At 71.4% G+C, this 15,977-nt stretch carries 13 protein-coding genes; 9 read left to right on the top strand and 4 right to left on the bottom strand.

All coding sequences use genetic code 11. The features are described from left to right. The coding region (locus FL583_RS26650; RefSeq protein WP_142707566.1) for an MFS transporter at positions 1-629 on the bottom strand (629 nt) is incomplete at its 3' end. Between the two features lie 64 nt (positions 630-693). Here FL583_RS26650 and FL583_RS26645 point away from each other — a divergent pair. Next, positions 694-1,590: a LysR family transcriptional regulator gene (locus FL583_RS26645; protein ID WP_170323877.1), complete on the top strand. Its 897-nt coding sequence runs from the start codon at positions 694-696 to the stop codon at positions 1,588-1,590. A 1,189-nt stretch (positions 1,591-2,779) separates the two neighbouring features. Here the strand turns inward: FL583_RS26645 and FL583_RS26640 are convergent. Beyond that, positions 2,780-3,562 (bottom strand): DeoR/GlpR family DNA-binding transcription regulator, encoded by a 783-nt coding sequence (locus FL583_RS26640; protein ID WP_142707564.1) that lies wholly within the window; start codon positions 3,560-3,562, stop codon positions 2,780-2,782. A 90-nt stretch (positions 3,563-3,652) separates the two neighbouring features. Between FL583_RS26640 and melA the strand changes: the two genes are divergently transcribed. The 5 genes from melA to FL583_RS26615 all read left to right on the top strand — a co-directional run bounded on the left by melA (position 3,653) and on the right by FL583_RS26615 (position 9,510). Further along, complete coding sequence (melA, locus tag FL583_RS26635; RefSeq protein WP_142707563.1) at positions 3,653-4,945, top strand: alpha-glucosidase/alpha-galactosidase; 1,293 nt, start codon at positions 3,653-3,655, stop codon at positions 4,943-4,945. 69 nt (positions 4,946-5,014) lie between these two features. Continuing rightward, positions 5,015-6,304: an ABC transporter substrate-binding protein gene (locus FL583_RS26630; protein WP_142707562.1), complete on the top strand. Its 1,290-nt coding sequence runs from the start codon at positions 5,015-5,017 to the stop codon at positions 6,302-6,304. A gap of 103 nt (positions 6,305-6,407) precedes the next feature. Continuing rightward, on the top strand, positions 6,408-7,739 hold the full coding sequence (locus FL583_RS26625) for an ABC transporter substrate-binding protein (RefSeq protein ID WP_142707561.1): 1,332 nt from the start codon (positions 6,408-6,410) through the stop codon (positions 7,737-7,739). A gap of 2 nt (positions 7,740-7,741) precedes the next feature. Beyond that, on the top strand, positions 7,742-8,692 hold the full coding sequence (locus FL583_RS26620) for a carbohydrate ABC transporter permease (RefSeq protein WP_142707560.1): 951 nt from the start codon (positions 7,742-7,744) through the stop codon (positions 8,690-8,692). Next, on the top strand, positions 8,689-9,510 hold the full coding sequence (locus FL583_RS26615; protein WP_240746813.1) for a carbohydrate ABC transporter permease: 822 nt from the start codon (positions 8,689-8,691) through the stop codon (positions 9,508-9,510). Before FL583_RS26620 ends, FL583_RS26615 begins: the two co-directional genes overlap by 4 nt. Before the next feature lie 665 nt (positions 9,511-10,175). On the opposite strand, the gene FL583_RS26610 is transcribed toward FL583_RS26615, so the two are convergent. Next, a complete protein-coding gene (locus FL583_RS26610; RefSeq protein ID WP_142707559.1) occupies positions 10,176-11,105 on the bottom strand; it encodes a carbohydrate kinase family protein in 930 nt (309 codons plus the stop codon). Positions 11,106-11,139: 34 nt separating this feature from the next. Between FL583_RS26610 and FL583_RS26605 the strand changes: the two genes are divergently transcribed. Together FL583_RS26605 and FL583_RS26600 are read left to right on the top strand one after the other, a co-directional pair. Continuing rightward, positions 11,140-12,150: a 1-phosphofructokinase family hexose kinase gene (locus FL583_RS26605; RefSeq protein WP_142707558.1), complete on the top strand. Its 1,011-nt coding sequence runs from the start codon at positions 11,140-11,142 to the stop codon at positions 12,148-12,150. 2 nt (positions 12,151-12,152) lie between these two features. Beyond that, positions 12,153-12,989, top strand: coding sequence for a class II fructose-bisphosphate aldolase (locus FL583_RS26600; protein WP_142707557.1), 837 nt, complete (start codon positions 12,153-12,155; stop codon positions 12,987-12,989). Here the strand turns inward: FL583_RS26600 and FL583_RS26595 are convergent. Then, positions 12,986-13,330 (bottom strand): pyridoxamine 5'-phosphate oxidase family protein, encoded by a 345-nt coding sequence (locus tag FL583_RS26595; RefSeq protein WP_142707580.1) that lies wholly within the window; start codon positions 13,328-13,330, stop codon positions 12,986-12,988. The two genes, FL583_RS26600 and FL583_RS26595, sit on opposite strands and share 4 nt — an antisense overlap. Before the next feature lie 92 nt (positions 13,331-13,422). Here FL583_RS26595 and FL583_RS26590 point away from each other — a divergent pair, with 92 nt between their 5' ends. Then, the gene (locus FL583_RS26590; protein WP_205752479.1) at positions 13,423-15,417 is read left to right on the top strand and encodes an APC family permease; all 1,995 of its coding nucleotides are present in this window, start codon (positions 13,423-13,425) and stop codon (positions 15,415-15,417) included. Positions 15,418-15,977: the final 560 nt, after the last annotated feature.

The raw sequence follows: 15,977 nt of genomic DNA, 5'->3' as shown, positions 1-15,977 counted from the left end.
ACGGGCGCGGCCGTCGCGGGCGCCGGTGGGGGTGGCGGGATGTTGGCGACGGTGGCGGGGAGGAGGCGGAGGAAGGCGGCGGTGGAGGCGAGGGCCAGCGCGCCGAGCGCGGCCAGCGCCCAGCGCCAGTCGGTCAGGTCGACCGCGACCGAGGCCACCAACCGGCCGGTCACCCCACCCAGCGAGTTACCCGCGACGTAGAACCCCATCGCCGAGGCCAGCCCGGACGGATGCACCTCCGCCGCCACGTGCCCCATCGCCACCCCGACCACCGCCGCCAGCGCGGCCCCGGTCGCCGCCCGCAACCCGAGCAGCACCGGGAACGTCGGCGCGACCGCACACGCGAGCGTCAACCCGACCGCCGCGACGAGCCCGATCCGGATCGTCCGCCGCCGCCCGATCCGCGACCCGAGCCAGGTCGCCGGCACGACCAGCACCGCCAACGCCCCGGTCGTCACCGACACCGACAGGCTGGCCGCCGTCGCATCCACCCCGAACCGCTCCGACAGCCGGGGCAGCAACGGCTGGGTCGCGTACAGCATCCCGAACGCGGCCAGCCCGACCAGCCCCATCGCGATGTTCAGTGATCGGAACCCGGCCGAGCCCGGACGATGACGCAGATCAGCCACGCCCTCCACCGTGACTCAGCCGATCCGATACGTCCAATGCATCGTTGCTGGTTGAATGATGTGCATGGAGCATGAGTTTCTCCGTCCGCTGCACGAGTTGGTGACCGTCGCCCGCACCGGACACCTGACCGAGGCCGCGCACCGGCTCGGCGTCCCCCAACCCACGCTGAGCCGTGCCCTGGCCCGGCTGTCGTCGCAGGTCGGAGCCCCGCTCCTGCTGCGTCACGGCCGCGGGATCGTCCTCAGCCGGCACGGCCGGCTGCTGGCCGACGCCGCCGAGCGCGCGCTGGCCGACGTCGGTGAGGCCGTCCGCCGGATCCGGGCCGAGGTCGACCCGGAGGCCGGCCTCGTCCGCCTGGGGTTCCAGCACGTCCTCGGCGCCGACCTGGTCACGAGGACGCTCCGGACGTTCCACGAGCAGCGCCCGAGGGTGACGCTGCAACTGGCCGAGGGCGGGGCCGAGCACCTGGCCGCCGACGTGGCGGCCGGCAATCTGGACCTGGCCCTGGTCGCCATGCTGGACGAGGTACCGGGCGGCCAGGTGCTGGGCGTCGAACCCCTGCTGGTGCTGCTGCCGTCGACGCACGCCCGGGCCGCCGATACGTCGATCGGACTGGCCGCCCTGGCCGACGAGCCGTTCATCGCGATGGCCGAGGGCTACGGAATGCGGACGATCACCGACCGCCTGCTGCGCGACGCCGGCGTGCCGGTACGTCCGTCGTGCACCTGCGAGGACCTGGCGACCGCCGCCGGCCTGGTAGCAGCCGGCCTGGGCGTCACCGTGGTACCGGCCGGGATCGCGCCGCCCGGCACCGTCGAGGTGCCGCTGGACACCGAGGGGGTCCGCCCCCAGCGAGTCGTCCAGTTGCTCTGGAACGAGGGAAGCCTCGAGGCGGCTCCGGTGAGGGCCCTCAGGGATGCCCTAGCCGATACCGTCCCAACGCTCCTCCACTCCCGCTGACCACGGCTCCCGACCACCTTCCCCAACCGAAAGCCGCCCCACACGGCGACGAGCGAACCCGGACACCCAGCGGCCCGGACGCACGGCGGCACGAGCACACGGAGACCCGCGCGCACACGGGCGCGCGCCGGCACGGCGCAGAGGTACGGGCGCGCAGAGGCACAGCCGAACGGGACGCCGAGATGCGGACCGCAAGCGCGCAGAATGGCGCAGGCGCGGAGAGGTAGAACGCGAGCGCGCAGAGCTGAGGCGGACCCAGAGATACGGACCGTGAGCACGCACGAATGGCGCAGGCACGGAGAGGCAGAGAGCGAGCGCGCAGAGCTGACGCGGACCCAGAGATACGGACCGTGAGCACGCACGAATGGCGCAGGCGCGAAGGGGTAGAGCGCGAGCGCGCAGAGCTGGCGCGGACGCAGAGATGCGGACCGCAAGCGCGCGCGGATGGCGCGGGCGCACGAAGTCGGCGCTAGTGCGGTTGTCGAGGGGTGCGGCGAGGATTCGGAAGCCTGGACCAGGCCGAGGGCGCAGGCGCGAGAGCATGGACACTCGGCGCGAGCGCGGCCACGCGGCGTAGAGCGAAGGCCCGGGGGCGATCCGTTTGCGGAATCTCGGGGAGGCGCGGGCCAGGAGCCCAGACGCGGAGGCTCGAATCCGCCGCGGAAGACCGGACAGCAATGCGGGCGGCCGGCGCCACCGAAATCGGCGGATGCTCGGCCCGGCGCGGGGCGCGAGCGCAGCCCACGGGCGCCCGGAATGAGTGCAACGCACGGGCGCAGGGCGCGAGTGCAGCCCACGGCCGCGGGGCGCGAGCGCAGCCCACGGGCGCCCGGAACGAGTGCAACGCACGGCCGCGGGGCGCGAGTGCAGCCCACGGCCGCGGGGCGCGAGTGCAGCCCACGGGCGCCCGGAGTGAGTGCAACCCTCGGGCGTTCGGGGCGTTCGGGGACGTCGGCGGAGTGAGTCCGGGACGTGCGCCAGAGCTGTGGCCCAGCCCGTCGCCGCCCAAGCCCATCGACCCAAAGACGCAACCGCGAATACCCACCGCCCAGGCACGGGCGCGCGACCCGGACCACGAAAGCGCAGCACAGCGACGAGTTGCACAGCGAAGACGCAGCACGGGCACGGGCGGAACAGACGGGCAACGGAGCTGACCCACGGGACCAAGCACAACCCCGAGCGCAAAACCTCAGAGCGGAGCGACCACCACCTCCGTTCCCGCCCGCCGAATCGCCTCCACCCCACCCGCATCCGCCGACTCGTCCGTCACCAACACCGACACATCGCCGATCGCACAAATCGCCGCCAGATGCACCCTCCCCACCTTCGACCCGTCCGCCACCACGATCACCCGATCCGACCGCCGGATCATGCAGGCATTGGTGTGCGCCTCGATCTCGTCATGAGTGGTGAGCCCGCCCCGGGCACTGATCCCGTCCACGCCGATCACCGCGATCTGGATGTTCAACCCCTCCAGCGCCCGGTCGGCGATCGGCCCGACCAGCTCGTACGACTGCGTCCGCGACACCCCGCCGGTCATCACCAGCTTCAGGCGCGGCCTCAGGGCCAGCTCCGAGGCGATGTTCAGCGCGTTCGTCACCACGGTGAGATCGACGCGTTCCGCGAGCAATCGAGCCAGCAGATGCGTCGTCGTGCCGCCGGAGAGGCCGAGCGTGAGCGGGCCCTTCGGCAGCAGCGCCGCGGCCCGCCGCGCCACGACCGCCTTGGCCTCGCGGTTCTGCCCGGCCCGGTAGCGCACCGGCAGCTCGTAGGCCACGTCGACGGCCACCGCGCCGCCGTGCGTCCTCGACAGCAGCTTCTGGTCCTCGAGGACCTGCAGGTCACGACGGATGGTCGCGGCCGAGACGGCGAACTCGTCGGCGAGCAGACCGGCGTCGACGGAACCGTCGCCGGCGAGCCGCTCCAGAATGGCCGACACGCGCTCGGCCCGACGCAAAGAACTCCGCGGCATCCCGACTCCCCGACGACGAAACGAGCACTCAGAATAGTTCGTTTGAACGGAAAGGTTGCGCGTTTCTGAGCGAGATGACCAAGATCGCTCATGACCGTGATCACGTTCCTCGGCGCCGGCAGCGTCGTCTTCACCCGTGAACTCCTCGCCGACCTGCTCGCCTTCGACGAACTGCGCGACGTCACGCTGAGCCTGCACGACATCGATCCGGAGCGCCTGGAGACGGCCGAGGCGATCGCGCACCGAACCGCCGACCAGCTCGGCGTCAAGCCGACGATCACCGCGAGCCTCGACCGCCGGGCCGCGCTGCACGACGCGAAGTACGTCATCAACGCGATCCAGGTCGGCATGTTCGCGGCCACGAAGACCGACTTCGAGATCCCGGCCAAGTACGGCCTGCGCCAGACGATCGGCGACACCCTGGGCGTCGGCGGGATCTTCCGGGCGCTCCGCACGTTCCCGGTGCTCGACGGCATCGCCAGGGACATGCGCGAGATCTGCCCGGACGCATGGCTGCTCAACTACACCAATCCGATGGCGATGAACGTCGCCTACCTGGCCGCGACCGCCCCGGACGTGAACGCCGTAGGCCTGTGCCACTCGGTCTACTGGACCGTCCACGACCTCTGCGAGCTGGTCGGCGTACCACTCGACGAGGTCGACTACCTCGGCGCCGGCGTCAACCACCAGGCCTGGCTGCTCCGCTGGGAGCACCGCGGCGAGAGCCTGTACCCGAAGCTCGACGAGCTCATCGAGAAGGACCCCGAGCTGCGACGGCGCGTCCGCATGGACATGTATCAGCGCCTGGGCTGGTTCCCCACCGAGACCAGCGAGCACTCGTCCGAGTACGTCCCCTGGTACCTGCACCACGACAGCGAGATCGAGCGCCTCCGCATCCCGGTCGGTGACTACCTCCGGATCAGCCAGGACAACGTCGACGAGTACCACCAGGTCCGCACGGACGTCCTGGCCGGCCGGCCGCTCGACCTGACCCGCGAGGCGACCGAGTACGCACCCCAGGTCATCCACAGCATGGAGACCGGCACGATGCGCCGGATCCACGGCAACGTCGCGAATCACGGTTACATCACGAACCTGCCCGACGACTACGCGGTCGAGGTGCCGTGCGTCGTCGACCGGCTCGGCGTCCGCCCGGAGTACGTGGGTGATCTGCCCGCGCAGTGCGCGGCAGTCAACCGGCCGTTCGTGAGCGTCGGCGAACTGACCGTGAAGGCCGCGGTCACCGGCGACAAGCGCATGGTGCGCCAGGCCGCGATGGTCGACCCGAACACGTCGTCGACGCTCACCGTGGACCAGATCTGGGAGCTGTGCGACGAGCTGACCGCCGCCCACGGTGACTTGATTCCGGAGAGCCTTCGGTAAGAGAGTGTCCGTCATTCACTAGGGGTTCCTCTGGTAACGGAATGACGGGTGTGGGGCATGCGGTTCGCGATGAGACTGACGACTCTCGTGGGAGCCGCGGTCATGCTCTCGGCCTGCGGGCTGAATCCGCTGGGTGACGCGAAGAACGCGGCGTCGGGGTACGACCCCGACGCCGACGTCACGCTCACCTGGTGGACCGGCCAGACCACGGAATCCGAAGACAAGGCCGAGCGTCTGGCTGCGGAATACCACTCGCTGCACCCGAACGTCACGATCAAGACGTCGGCCGGGGCGACGCTCACCGACGACCTGCTGACCAAGCTCTCGGCCGCGTTCACCGCCGGGACCTATCCCGACATCTCCTACGCCTACGGCAGCTGGGCCGGCGAACTCGCCGACAGCGGACGGACCCAGGACCTCTCCGACTACGTGCTCCAGCCGTCGTTCGGCTGGAGCGACTTCCCGGAGTCCGCGCGCCAGACCGCGACCACGATCGACGGCAAGGTCATCGGTGTCCCGGCGCTCGTCGACAACCTCGCGCTGATCTACAACAAGTCGATGTTCGACGACGCCCAGCTGCCGTACCCCACCGACGACTGGTCCTGGGAGGACTTCCGGGCCGCGGCCAAGACGCTGAGCGACCCGGCGAACGACCGCTACGGGACCGCGTACTCGGTCGCCGGCACCGAGGACACGACCTGGCACCTGTGGCCGCTGCTGTGGCAGCACGGCGGCGACATCCTGCGGGGCAAGATCCCCTCGTTCAACAGCCCGGCCGGCGTCGCCGCGCTGGAGACCCTGCGCGTGATGGCCGTCGACGACAAGTCGATGTACCTCGACCAGACCGACGAGAAGTACAGCCCGCTGTTCTGGAGCGGCCACATCGGGATGATCATGTCCGGGCCGTGGGAGCTGCTCCAGATCGCGAACGCCAACCTCGACTACGGCGTCACCCGGCTCCCCGGCTACCGGGGCGACCACCAGACGGTCTCCGGCCCCGACCTGTGGGTGCTGTTCAACCACCGGGACCCGAACCGGGCCGGGGCCTCGCGGGACTTCATCAAGTGGCTCACCAGCAAGGACGTCGACGCGCGGTTCAACCTCGCACTCGGTAACCTGCCGCTGCGATCGTCCGAGAAGGACACGCTGGACTTCACCGCCTACGTCGGTGAGTACCCGGGCGGGAAGGCGTTCTTCGACAACCTGGCCAACGCCAAGAAGTCGCGCCCGACGTTGGCCGGCTACTCCGAGATGTCCCGGCACGTCGGCGCGGCGATCGCGAAGGTGCTGCAGGGCAAGGCCGATCCCGACGTCGCGCTCGAGCAGGCGGCGACCGAATCCAGCGACGCTTTCCGGTAACCCGCGCAATCCACACTGCACGTTTTCGCTCGGATGCTGTGCGGTCGTGCGTGACTGAGCATAATCCGGCCCAACTCCTCCCACCCCTCGAAGAGGTACAACGATGAGGTACTCCCCGACTCGCCGCCGGGCGGTGGCCGGCCTGGCCGCCGTCGTCGGCGCCGCCGTGTTCCTGTCCGGTTGCGGGGGCTCGACGCCCTCCAGCAGCGGCAAGGACGCCGCCGAGGGCTACGACCCCAAGGCCACCGTGGAGATCACCTGGTGGACCGGCCAGACCACCGAGGCCGAGAAGGCCGCCGAGAAGCTCGCCGCCGAGTACCACACGCTGCACCCGAACGTCACCGTGAAGACGTCGGCCGGGGCGACGCTCACCGACGACCTGCTGACCAAGCTCTCGGCCGGCTTCACCGGCGGCAACTACCCCGACGTCTCGTACGCGTTCGGCAGCTGGGCCGGTGAGCTCGCGAACAGCGGCCGCACCCAGGACCTGTCCGACTACGTGAAGGACCCGTCGTTCGGCTGGGACGACTTCCCGGCCGCGGCCCGCGAGACCGCGACCGCCACCGACGGCACGGTCATCGGCGTCCCGGCGCTCGTCGACAACATCGCGCTGATCTACAACAAGACGATGTTCGACGCGGCCAAGCTCGCCTACCCGACCGACGACTGGAGCTGGGAGGACTTCCGGGCCGCGGCCAAGAAGCTGAACGACCCGGCGAAGAACTTCTACGGCAGCGCGTACTCGGTGTCCGGCAGCGAGGACACGACCTGGCACCTCTGGCCGCTGCTCTGGCAGCACGGCGGGAAGATCCTCGACGGCAAGAAGCCCGCGTTCAACAGCGACGCCGGCGTCGCCGCGCTCGAGACGCTGCGCGCGATGGCCGTCGACGACAAGTCGATGTACCTCGACCAGACCGACGAGAAGTACAGCCCGCTGTTCTGGAGCGGCCGGATCGGCATGATCATGTCCGGCCCCTGGGAGATGCTCGAGCTGGCCAACCACAAGACGAACTACGGCGTCGTGCAGTTGCCCGGCTACAACGGCAACCATGAGACGGTCTCCGGCCCCGACCTCTGGGTCGCGTTCAACCACGACGACCCGAACCGGGCCGGTGCCACCCGCGACTTCCTCAAGTGGCTGACCAGCAAGGAGACCGACGCGAAGTGGAACCTGTCGATCGGTAACCTGCCGCTGCGCACGTCCGAGCAGAGCACGCCGCAGTTCACCGCCTACGTCAAGCAGTACCCGGGCGGGCAGAAGTTCTTCGACAACCTGAAGAACGCCAAGCAGGCCCGCCCGACGCTCGCCGGGTACGAGGACATGTCCCGCACGGTCGGCGACGCGATCGCCAAGGTGCTGCAGGGCAAGGCCCAGCCCAAGGAGGCGCTCGACGCGGCCGCGAAGCAGTCGGCCGGCGCGCTCGAGGACTCCTGACCGTGAGCGTCGCGACACCACCCCGGTTCGCGGTCGGCGGGCGTCGTCCGCCCGTCGCCGCGAACCGGCCGCCGCGCGGCCGCGCCGTCCGCCGCGCGCTCACCGGCTGGGCCTTCGCCGGCCCGGCCACCGTCATCGTGCTCGGCCTCTCCGTGTTCCCCGCCGTCTGGGCATTCTTCATTTCGCGGACGAAATGGAACGGCGTCGCGCCCGCGACCGACGTGGGGTGGCGGAACTATTCGCGCCTGGCCGACGACCCCGGCGCGTTGGACGCGGCCCGGCAGACACTGCTGCTCACCGTGACGTTCGTGCCGGGCTCGATCGTGCTCGGCATCCTGATCGCGGTGGCCCTGAACCGCAAGATCCGGTTCATCGCGTTCTACCGGACGTGCATCTTCGTCCCGTACGTCGCGTCGGCGGCGGCGACCGGGATCCTGGCCGGGTACGTGTTCAGCCCGCAGTTCGGCATCGTCAACGCCGCACTCCGCCACCTCGGGCTGCCCGCGCAGCAGTTCCTCGAGAGCCCGAGCCAGGCGCTGCTCACGCTCGTCGTCATTGCTCTGTGGGGTGAGGTGGGGTTCACCACCGTGCTGTACCTGGCGGCGCTGCAGGACATCCCGTCGGAATTGGTGGAGGCGGCCGTCGTCGACGGCGCCGGGCCGTGGCGGGTCTTCCGGCACGTGACGCTGCCGCACCTGCGGCCGGTCACCGTCTTCGCGACGGTCTGGCAGACGATCACCGCGCTGCAGTTGTTCGACCTGATCTACACCACGACGAGGGGCGGGCCGCTGAACACGACCCAGACCGTCGTGTACTACGTGTACGAGCTGGCGTTCCAGACCCGGCGGCTCGGGTACGGGGCGGCGCTGGCGTACCTGCTGTTCGTGGTGACGCTGCTGCTGACGGCCGCGGTGATCATCTACAACCGGCGCCGGGGATCGGAGGCGTTTTGAGGCGCAAATTGCCGTTCTCTCCGTGGCACCTGCTCTTGATGCCGCTGGCGCTGCTGTTCGTGCTGCCGCTCGTCCAGATGGTGCTGACGTCGCTGATGCCGGAGGCGCAGATCACCCAGCTGCCGCCGGACTTCATCCCGCACGGCCTGCACCTGGACGGGTACTCCAAGCTGTTCTCCGAATCGCACATCGTGCGGTGGTTCTTCAACACGGTGTTCGTGTCGGCGGTGACCGTCGTGTCGCACCTGGTGCTGTGCTCGCTGGCCGGGTACGGGTTCGCGCGGCTGCGATTCCCGGGGCGTGGGCTGGCGTTCATGGCCGTGCTGGCGACCGTGATGATCCCGATCCAGCTGCTGATGATCCCGACGTACATCATGTTCGCGCGGATCGGGATCGTGGACACGCTGGGGGCGGCGATCGTGCCGTGGCTGGCCTCGGCGTTCGGGATCTTCCTGATGCGGCAGTTCTTCCTGTCGCTGCCGGTGGAGCTGGAGGAGGCGGCCGTTCTGGACGGCGCCGGGGCGCTGCGGACGTTCGTGTCGGTGGTGCTGCCGCTGGCCCGGCCGGCGCTGGCCACGCTGGCCGTGTTCACGCTGCTGTCGAGCTGGAACGACCTGCTGTGGCCGCTGATCGCGATCACCGACGACGAGAAGTACACGCTGCAGGTGGGGCTGGCGTCGTTCCAGGGGATGCGGCGGACGGAGTGGGGACAGCTGATGGCCGGGAACGTGATCGCGACGGTTCCGCTGATCGTCGCGTTCCTGTTTGCCCAACGGCGGTTCATCGCGACGATGACGTTCAGCGGGCTGAAGGGGTAGCCCGCCCGCCGCCCGGAGGCGCCCGCGCGGAGGCGTCCGCGCCGAGAGGGCTGCGTCTGCGTCGGCGCGGCGGCATCTGTCCGGAGGGTCCGCGCGGCGGGGTGTGCGCGGAGGCGTCCGCGCGGCGGCATCTGCGCGGAGGGTCCGCGCGGCGGGGTGTGCGTGGAGGCGTCCGCGCGGCGGGGTGTGCGTGGAGGCGTCTGCGCGTCTTCGCGTCTGCGTCGGCGTGACGGCATCTGCGCGGCGGGGTCTGCGCGGCGGGGGCGCGCGGAGGGTCCGCGCGCGCTGCGCGGATTCGCGCGCTGCGCGGATTCGCGAGAAAGCGGGCCTTCCGCGGCCGCTGAAGGGCCGGTTTCCGGTCAACTCGCGGCGCAGCGCGGGCCGACGCAGCGCGGGCCGACGCAGCGCGGTGTGGGCAGCGGGCGGTTCACGCGCGGATTGACGGGAAAGCGGGCCTTCAGCAGCCACCCCAAGCGCCGAGTTCCCGTCAATCCGCGGAGCGGCACGGCGCCACGGCGCGGCGCGGCGGGGGCTGCTGCGCGGTGCGCGGGCCGCGCCTTCGCGGATTGTCGGGAAAGCGGCGCTCCGCCGCCGCCCCAAAGGCCGAGTTCCCGTCAATCCGCGGAGCGCCGCGTGCTGCGGCAGGCGCTCCGCGAGGCAAGCGGTCAGTGGGTGGTGAGCGCCTCGCGGAGTTCGGGCGCCGTTGCCTGGGCGGCGGTGCCGCCGGGGGCCCTCGTGCTCAGCGACCCGGCCGCCGCCGCCCACGCCACCGCTTCCTCCAGCGACGCCCCGCCGAGCCGTGCGGCCAGGAAGCCCGCGTTGAAGCTGTCGCCGGCCCCGGTCGTGTCGACGACCGGGACCGCGAGGCTCGGCGCCGCGAACTCCCCCTCCGGCGCCCACACGCGCCCGCCCCGGGCGCCGTCCTTGAGTACGACCGTCGTCCCGGCCGCCACCAGCGACGCGGCCGCCGCCTCGGCCGACGCCTCCCCGGTCACGGCCAGCAACTCGGCCGTGTTCGGCAGGAACACGTCGGTCACCGCGAGCACCGACCGGATCCCCTCCCACTTCTCCGACGGGTCCCAGTTCGTGTCCACCGACGTCGTCACGCCGGCCGCCCGGGCCCGCGTCAGCACGTCGGCGAGCCCCGCGGCCAGCGCCGGCTGCAGGAACACTGAGGCCACGTGCAGGTGACGCGTCCGGGCCAGCAGATCGTCCGACACGTCGTCCGGCGTAAGCGTCGGAATCGTCCCCGGGAGCGTCAGGATCGACCGGTCGTCCGGACCGGACAGGATCACCGACAGGCCGGTCGGCTCCCCCGCGGCCGGCCGCGGGCTCTCGAGCCGGACCCCGCGGTCGGCGAGCCAGCCGCGCGTCACCGACCCGAACACGTCGTCGCCGACCCGCGCGAGCAGCGCGGTCCGCAGGCCCAGCCGCGCGCACCCCGACGCGGTGATCGCCGCCGAACCCCCGAGCACCAGGTCGGCGTCGGTCAGCAGCTGCTCGACCTGCCCGAACCGCGGCACGACGTCACCGCGGAGCACCAGGTCGGGGTTGGCGTCGCCGACGACCAACACGTCGAGATCTGCGACTGGCATCAGCGCGCTCCTGATGATCGTTTACATTCGTTACATGAGCGAATCGAGCATAGTCGCGCAAGGAACGATCCTTACAGTGACGCTCAACGCGGCGCTCGACGTCACCTACCGCGTGGATTCGCTCGTCCCGCACGGTACGCACCGGGTCGGCCCGCCCGAGGAGCGCGCCGGGGGCAAAGGGGTGAACGTCGCGCGTGTGCTGCACGCGCTGGGCGAGCCGGTGCTCGCGACCGGCCTGCTCGGTGGTGACACCGGTGCGCGGATCGCGCGCCTGCTCGCCGCCGACGGCGTCCCGGCCGCGTTCGAACCGATCGCCGGCGAGACCCGCCGCACGCTCGCCGTCGCCGACGGCCGCGGCGCGACCGGCTTCTGGGAGCCCGGCCCGGAGGTCACCTCGGCCGAGTGGGACGCGTTCCGCCGCCGGTTCGCCGCTCTCCTGCCGGAGGCGCGCGTCCTGGTGCTGTCCGGTTCGCTGCCCCGAGGTCTCCCTTCGGACGCTTACGCAGTGCTTGTTACGGACGCCCGACGGGCCGGTGTTCCGACGATTCTGGACGCGAGCGGCGAGCCGCTTCGGGCGGGCATCGAGGCCGGACCGACCCTGATCAAGCCCAATGCCGAAGAACTGGCCGCCCTTCTGACGTCGACCGGAGCGAACGGCGGGGTGCCGGAGGCGGCCGCGGCGGCGCGGGCCCTGGGCGCCGAGGTGGTCGTGGCGTCGGCCGGGCCGGACGGCCTGGTGGCGGTGACCAGCGACGGCGGGTGGCACGCGCGGCCGCCCGAGGTCGTGCACGGCAACCCGACCGGAGCCGGCGACGCGGCCGTCGCCGCGCTGGCCCGCGGGCTCCGCGACCGCACCCCCTGGCCCGAGCTCCTCGCCGACGCGGTGGCCCTGTCCGCCGCCGCCGTGGCCTCCCCGGTGGCCGGCGCGGCCGACCTCGCGCTCGCCGACCGATTCCGCCCGACCGTCACCGTGGTCCCGACCGCCGGCGACGCCCCACCCCTCCCCGCGACGACCGTCGCGGCTCCCCTCCGATCGGAGCGCTGAGCATGCTGGTCCCCACCGGAGTCCTGGTCGCCGACGCCCGCGCCGCCGGACGCGCGATCCCGGCCTTCAACGTCATCTTGATCGAGCACGCCGAGGCGATCGTCGCCGGCGCCGAGGCCGCCGGTCTCCCGGTGATCCTGCAGATCAGCGAGAACGCGGTGAAGTTCCACGGCGACCGTCTGGCCCCGATCGCCGCCGCGTCGGCCGCGATCGCCGCGACCGCCGGCGTCGGAGTCGCGCTGCACCTCGACCACGTCAAGGACAGCGCGCTCGTCGACCAGGCCGCCGCCCACGGGTTCTCGTCGGTCATGGTCGACGCCTCGAAGCTCCCCTACGACGAGAACGTGGCCGCCACCGCCGCCGCGGTCGAGCGTCTGCACGCGCAGGGCCTGTGGGTCGAGAGCGAGCTCGGCGAGGTCGGCGGCAAGGCCGGCGACCCGCACGCCCCGGGCGTGCGGACCGACCCGGCCGAGGCCGCCCGCTACACCGCGGCCACGGGCGTCGACGCGCTGGCCGTCGCGGTCGGCAGCTCGCACGCGATGACCAGCCGCACCGCGCGCCTCGACCACGACCTGATCGCCGCCCTCCGCGACGCGATCGCGGTGCCGCTGGTGCTGCACGGCTCGTCCGGCGTCCCGGACGAGGAGCTCACCGCCGCGGTGAAGGCCGGCATGGTCAAGATCAACATCGGTACGGCCCTGAACACCGCGTTCACCGGCGCCGTGCGCGAGACCCTGGCCGCCGACCCGGCCCTCGTCGACCCGCGCAAGTACCTGTCGCCGGCCCGCGACGCGATCGCCACCACCGTCCGGACGATGACGACGCTCCTGGCGAGTTAGGCGAGGAACTCGCCCCAGCCGTGGAAGGCCGTGATCTCGGCGCGGACGCTGACCCGTGGGTGTTCACGGTCGGGGTACGGGTTGCCCGTGTAGTGCGTCGCCAGGGCGTCGATGTCGGCCAGGCCGGCGTCGTCGGTGATGTCGGTGACGTGCAGTTGCAGGGCGACGTGGGAGCCCCAGTTCGGGAAGTCGAGCACGTCGAGCGCGAAGCGCGGGTCGCGCCGGAGGTGGGCCAGGCGGACCCGACGCGCGTCCAGGTTGACGAGGATCCGACCATCGTCCTCGAACAGGAACCAGGTCGCGACGGTCACCGGCCGCCCGTCCTTGGCCAGCGTGGCCATGACGGCCGGATTCGGCCGGGCGAGAAAGGTTTCGACGGACGCAGGGAGAACAATTGTCACGACCGAACCCTAGCGACACGGAGGATCGCCCGGTGTCCGAGGAAACCGTGCCGGTCGAATACGCCGTACCGGCGGTGGTCGACACTCCGGCGTCGCCCTCCCCGCCCAGCAGCGGCCCGGCGCGCTGGTTGCTCGAGCACCAGGTGCAGCCGGTCGGCCCGGCCGCCGGGGAGGCGAGCTCCGAGCAGCACGCCTGGTGGAAGGTCATGTGCCTGACCGGCGTCGACTACTTCTCCAGCCTCGCCTACGTGCCCGCGATCGCGGCGACGGCCGCCGGCGCGGTGTCCCCGCTGGCGACGCTGCTGATCGTGGCGCTGACACTGCTGGGGATGCTGCCGATGTACCGGCGCGTGGCCAAGGAGAGCCCGCACGGCGCGGGGTCGGTGGCGATGCTCGAGGAGCTGCTGCCGTTCTGGCGCGGCAAGATCTTCGTGCTGATCCTGCTCGGGTTCGTCTGCACGTCGTGGATCATCACGATCACGCTGTCCGGCGCGGACGCCAGCCTGCACGTCCTGGAAAACCCGCACGTGCCCGACGCGCTGCACGGGCACGCGGTCGCGCTCACCGTCGTGCTGCTGCTGATCCTCGGTGGGGTGTTCCTGCTCGGCTTCAGCGAGGCCGTCAGCGTCGCGATCCCTCTGGTGGCGACGTTCCTCGGGCTCAACGCCGTCATCGTCGTCGTCGGTCTGGTGGACGTCGTCACGACGGACGGGGCCTGGTCGACGTGGACGAGCCGGCTGACCGACGGGAGCGGGAACGCGTTCGCGGACCTGGCCGTCCCGGCGGTGCTGGCGTTCCCGGCGCTCGTGCTGGGCCTGTCGGGGTTCGAGACCGGGGTCAGCATGATGCCGCTGATCGCCGCGGACGGGAGCGATCCGGAGCAGCGGCTGCGGTCGCGGATCCGCAACGCCCGCAAGCTCTTGACCTCCGCCGCGCTGATCATGAGCGTGTACCTGCTGGCCAGCAGCTTCGTGACGACGATCCTGATTCCGGAGGCCGAGTTCGACGAGGGCGGGGCGGCGAACGGGCGCGCGCTGGCCTGGCTGGCGCACGAGAAGCTCGGCGAGGCGTTCGGCACCGTCTACGACGTGAGCACGGTGCTGATCCTGTGGTTCGCCGGTGCGTCGGCGATGGCCGGTCTGGTGAACATCGTGCCGCGCTACCTGCCCGGGTACGGCATGGCGCCGGAGTGGGGCCGGGCGGTGCGGCCGGTCGTGCTCGTCTACACCGCGATCAGCGTCCTGATCACGATCGCGTTCGGCGCCGACGTCGACGCGCAGGCCGGTGCGTACGCGACCGGCATCCTGGCGATGATGGTGTCGGGTTCGTTCGCGGTCACCGCGTCGGCGGTGCGGCGGCGGCAGCGCCTGCCCGGGGTCGGGTTCGGGGTGCTCACCGCGGTGCTGCTCTACGCGCTGGTCGACAACGTCATCGAGAAGCCCGACGGGCTGGCGATCTCGGGCCTGTTCATCGCCGGCATCATCGTGATCTCGCTGATCTCCCGGGTGTCGCGCACGACCGAGCTGCGGGCCGACCGCATCACGTTCGACGACACCGCCCGGCAGTTCGTCACCGACACGCTCGCCCACGACGGCCGGATCAACCTGATCGCGAACCGTCGCCAGGCCGGCGACGGCGCCGAGTACACGGAGAAGGAGCGCGAGCAGCGCGGCGACAACCCGGTGCCGGGCAGCGCGGACGTGATCTTCCTGGAGATCGACGTGATCGATCCGTCGAGCTTCAGCGACACGCTGGCGGTGCACGGTGTGGAGGTCGAGGGGCATCGCGTGTTGCGGGCCGCCGCACCGGCCGCGCCGAACGCGATCGCGGCGATCCTGCTCGCTCTGCGGGACACGACCGGCGTGCGGCCGCACTGCTATTTCGCCTGGGCCGAGGGGAGTCCGCTGGTGCACATGGTTCGGTATTTCCTGTTGGGGCGGGGCGATACGGCGCCGGTGACCCGGGAGATTCTGCGCGAAGCCGAGCCCGATCCGTTGCGGCGGCCGGGGATTCACGTGGGTGCGTGAGGCAGTTCGGGTTCTTCATGGTCTTGGGTGGGTCGGCGTCGGCTCGGAGGCCGCTGAGGTAGATCCGGCGACGGCCGGTGGCGCGGACGTGAGCCCGGCGCCCGGTGTGCGCTAGCGCTACCGGGGTGGGCCGCCTGTCGGCGCCTCGGCCCGGAGCGGTTGGCCGGGATCCCGGGTAAGCCGGGGGCGTCCTCCGACCGCCACTGTGAATCCGAGCGCTCGCTGGCCCGCTCCCCCCAGAAGGCTTGGCTACGCACCCTGTGCGCCTCAACCTCGGTCTCGGTGTGGGCCGGGCGGCATCGGGGCTTACGGGAGGTCGCGGGGCGGCGGTTGTACCTCGGGGACCTCTGTTCGCTCGGCACCCTCGACGCCTCGGTGGCCCCGCCACCGGTTCGTTCCGGCCGGGGCCTCACCGGGCGACCCCCTGCGGGACTGCCTGGAACACACGGACGACGCGTTCGACGGGGCGATACTGCTCGGCCACGCCCAGTCGATCCAGCGGCAGCGCCGACTCCTCGCCGACACCGGCCGCGTGCCCCGTCGCGCGATCACCACCAAGC

It is taken from the genome of Cryptosporangium phraense, from assembly GCF_006912135.1.
Classification (GTDB): Bacteria; Actinomycetota; Actinomycetes; order Mycobacteriales; family Cryptosporangiaceae; genus Cryptosporangium; species Cryptosporangium phraense.
This window is presented reverse-complemented; position numbering and strand designations above follow the sequence as displayed.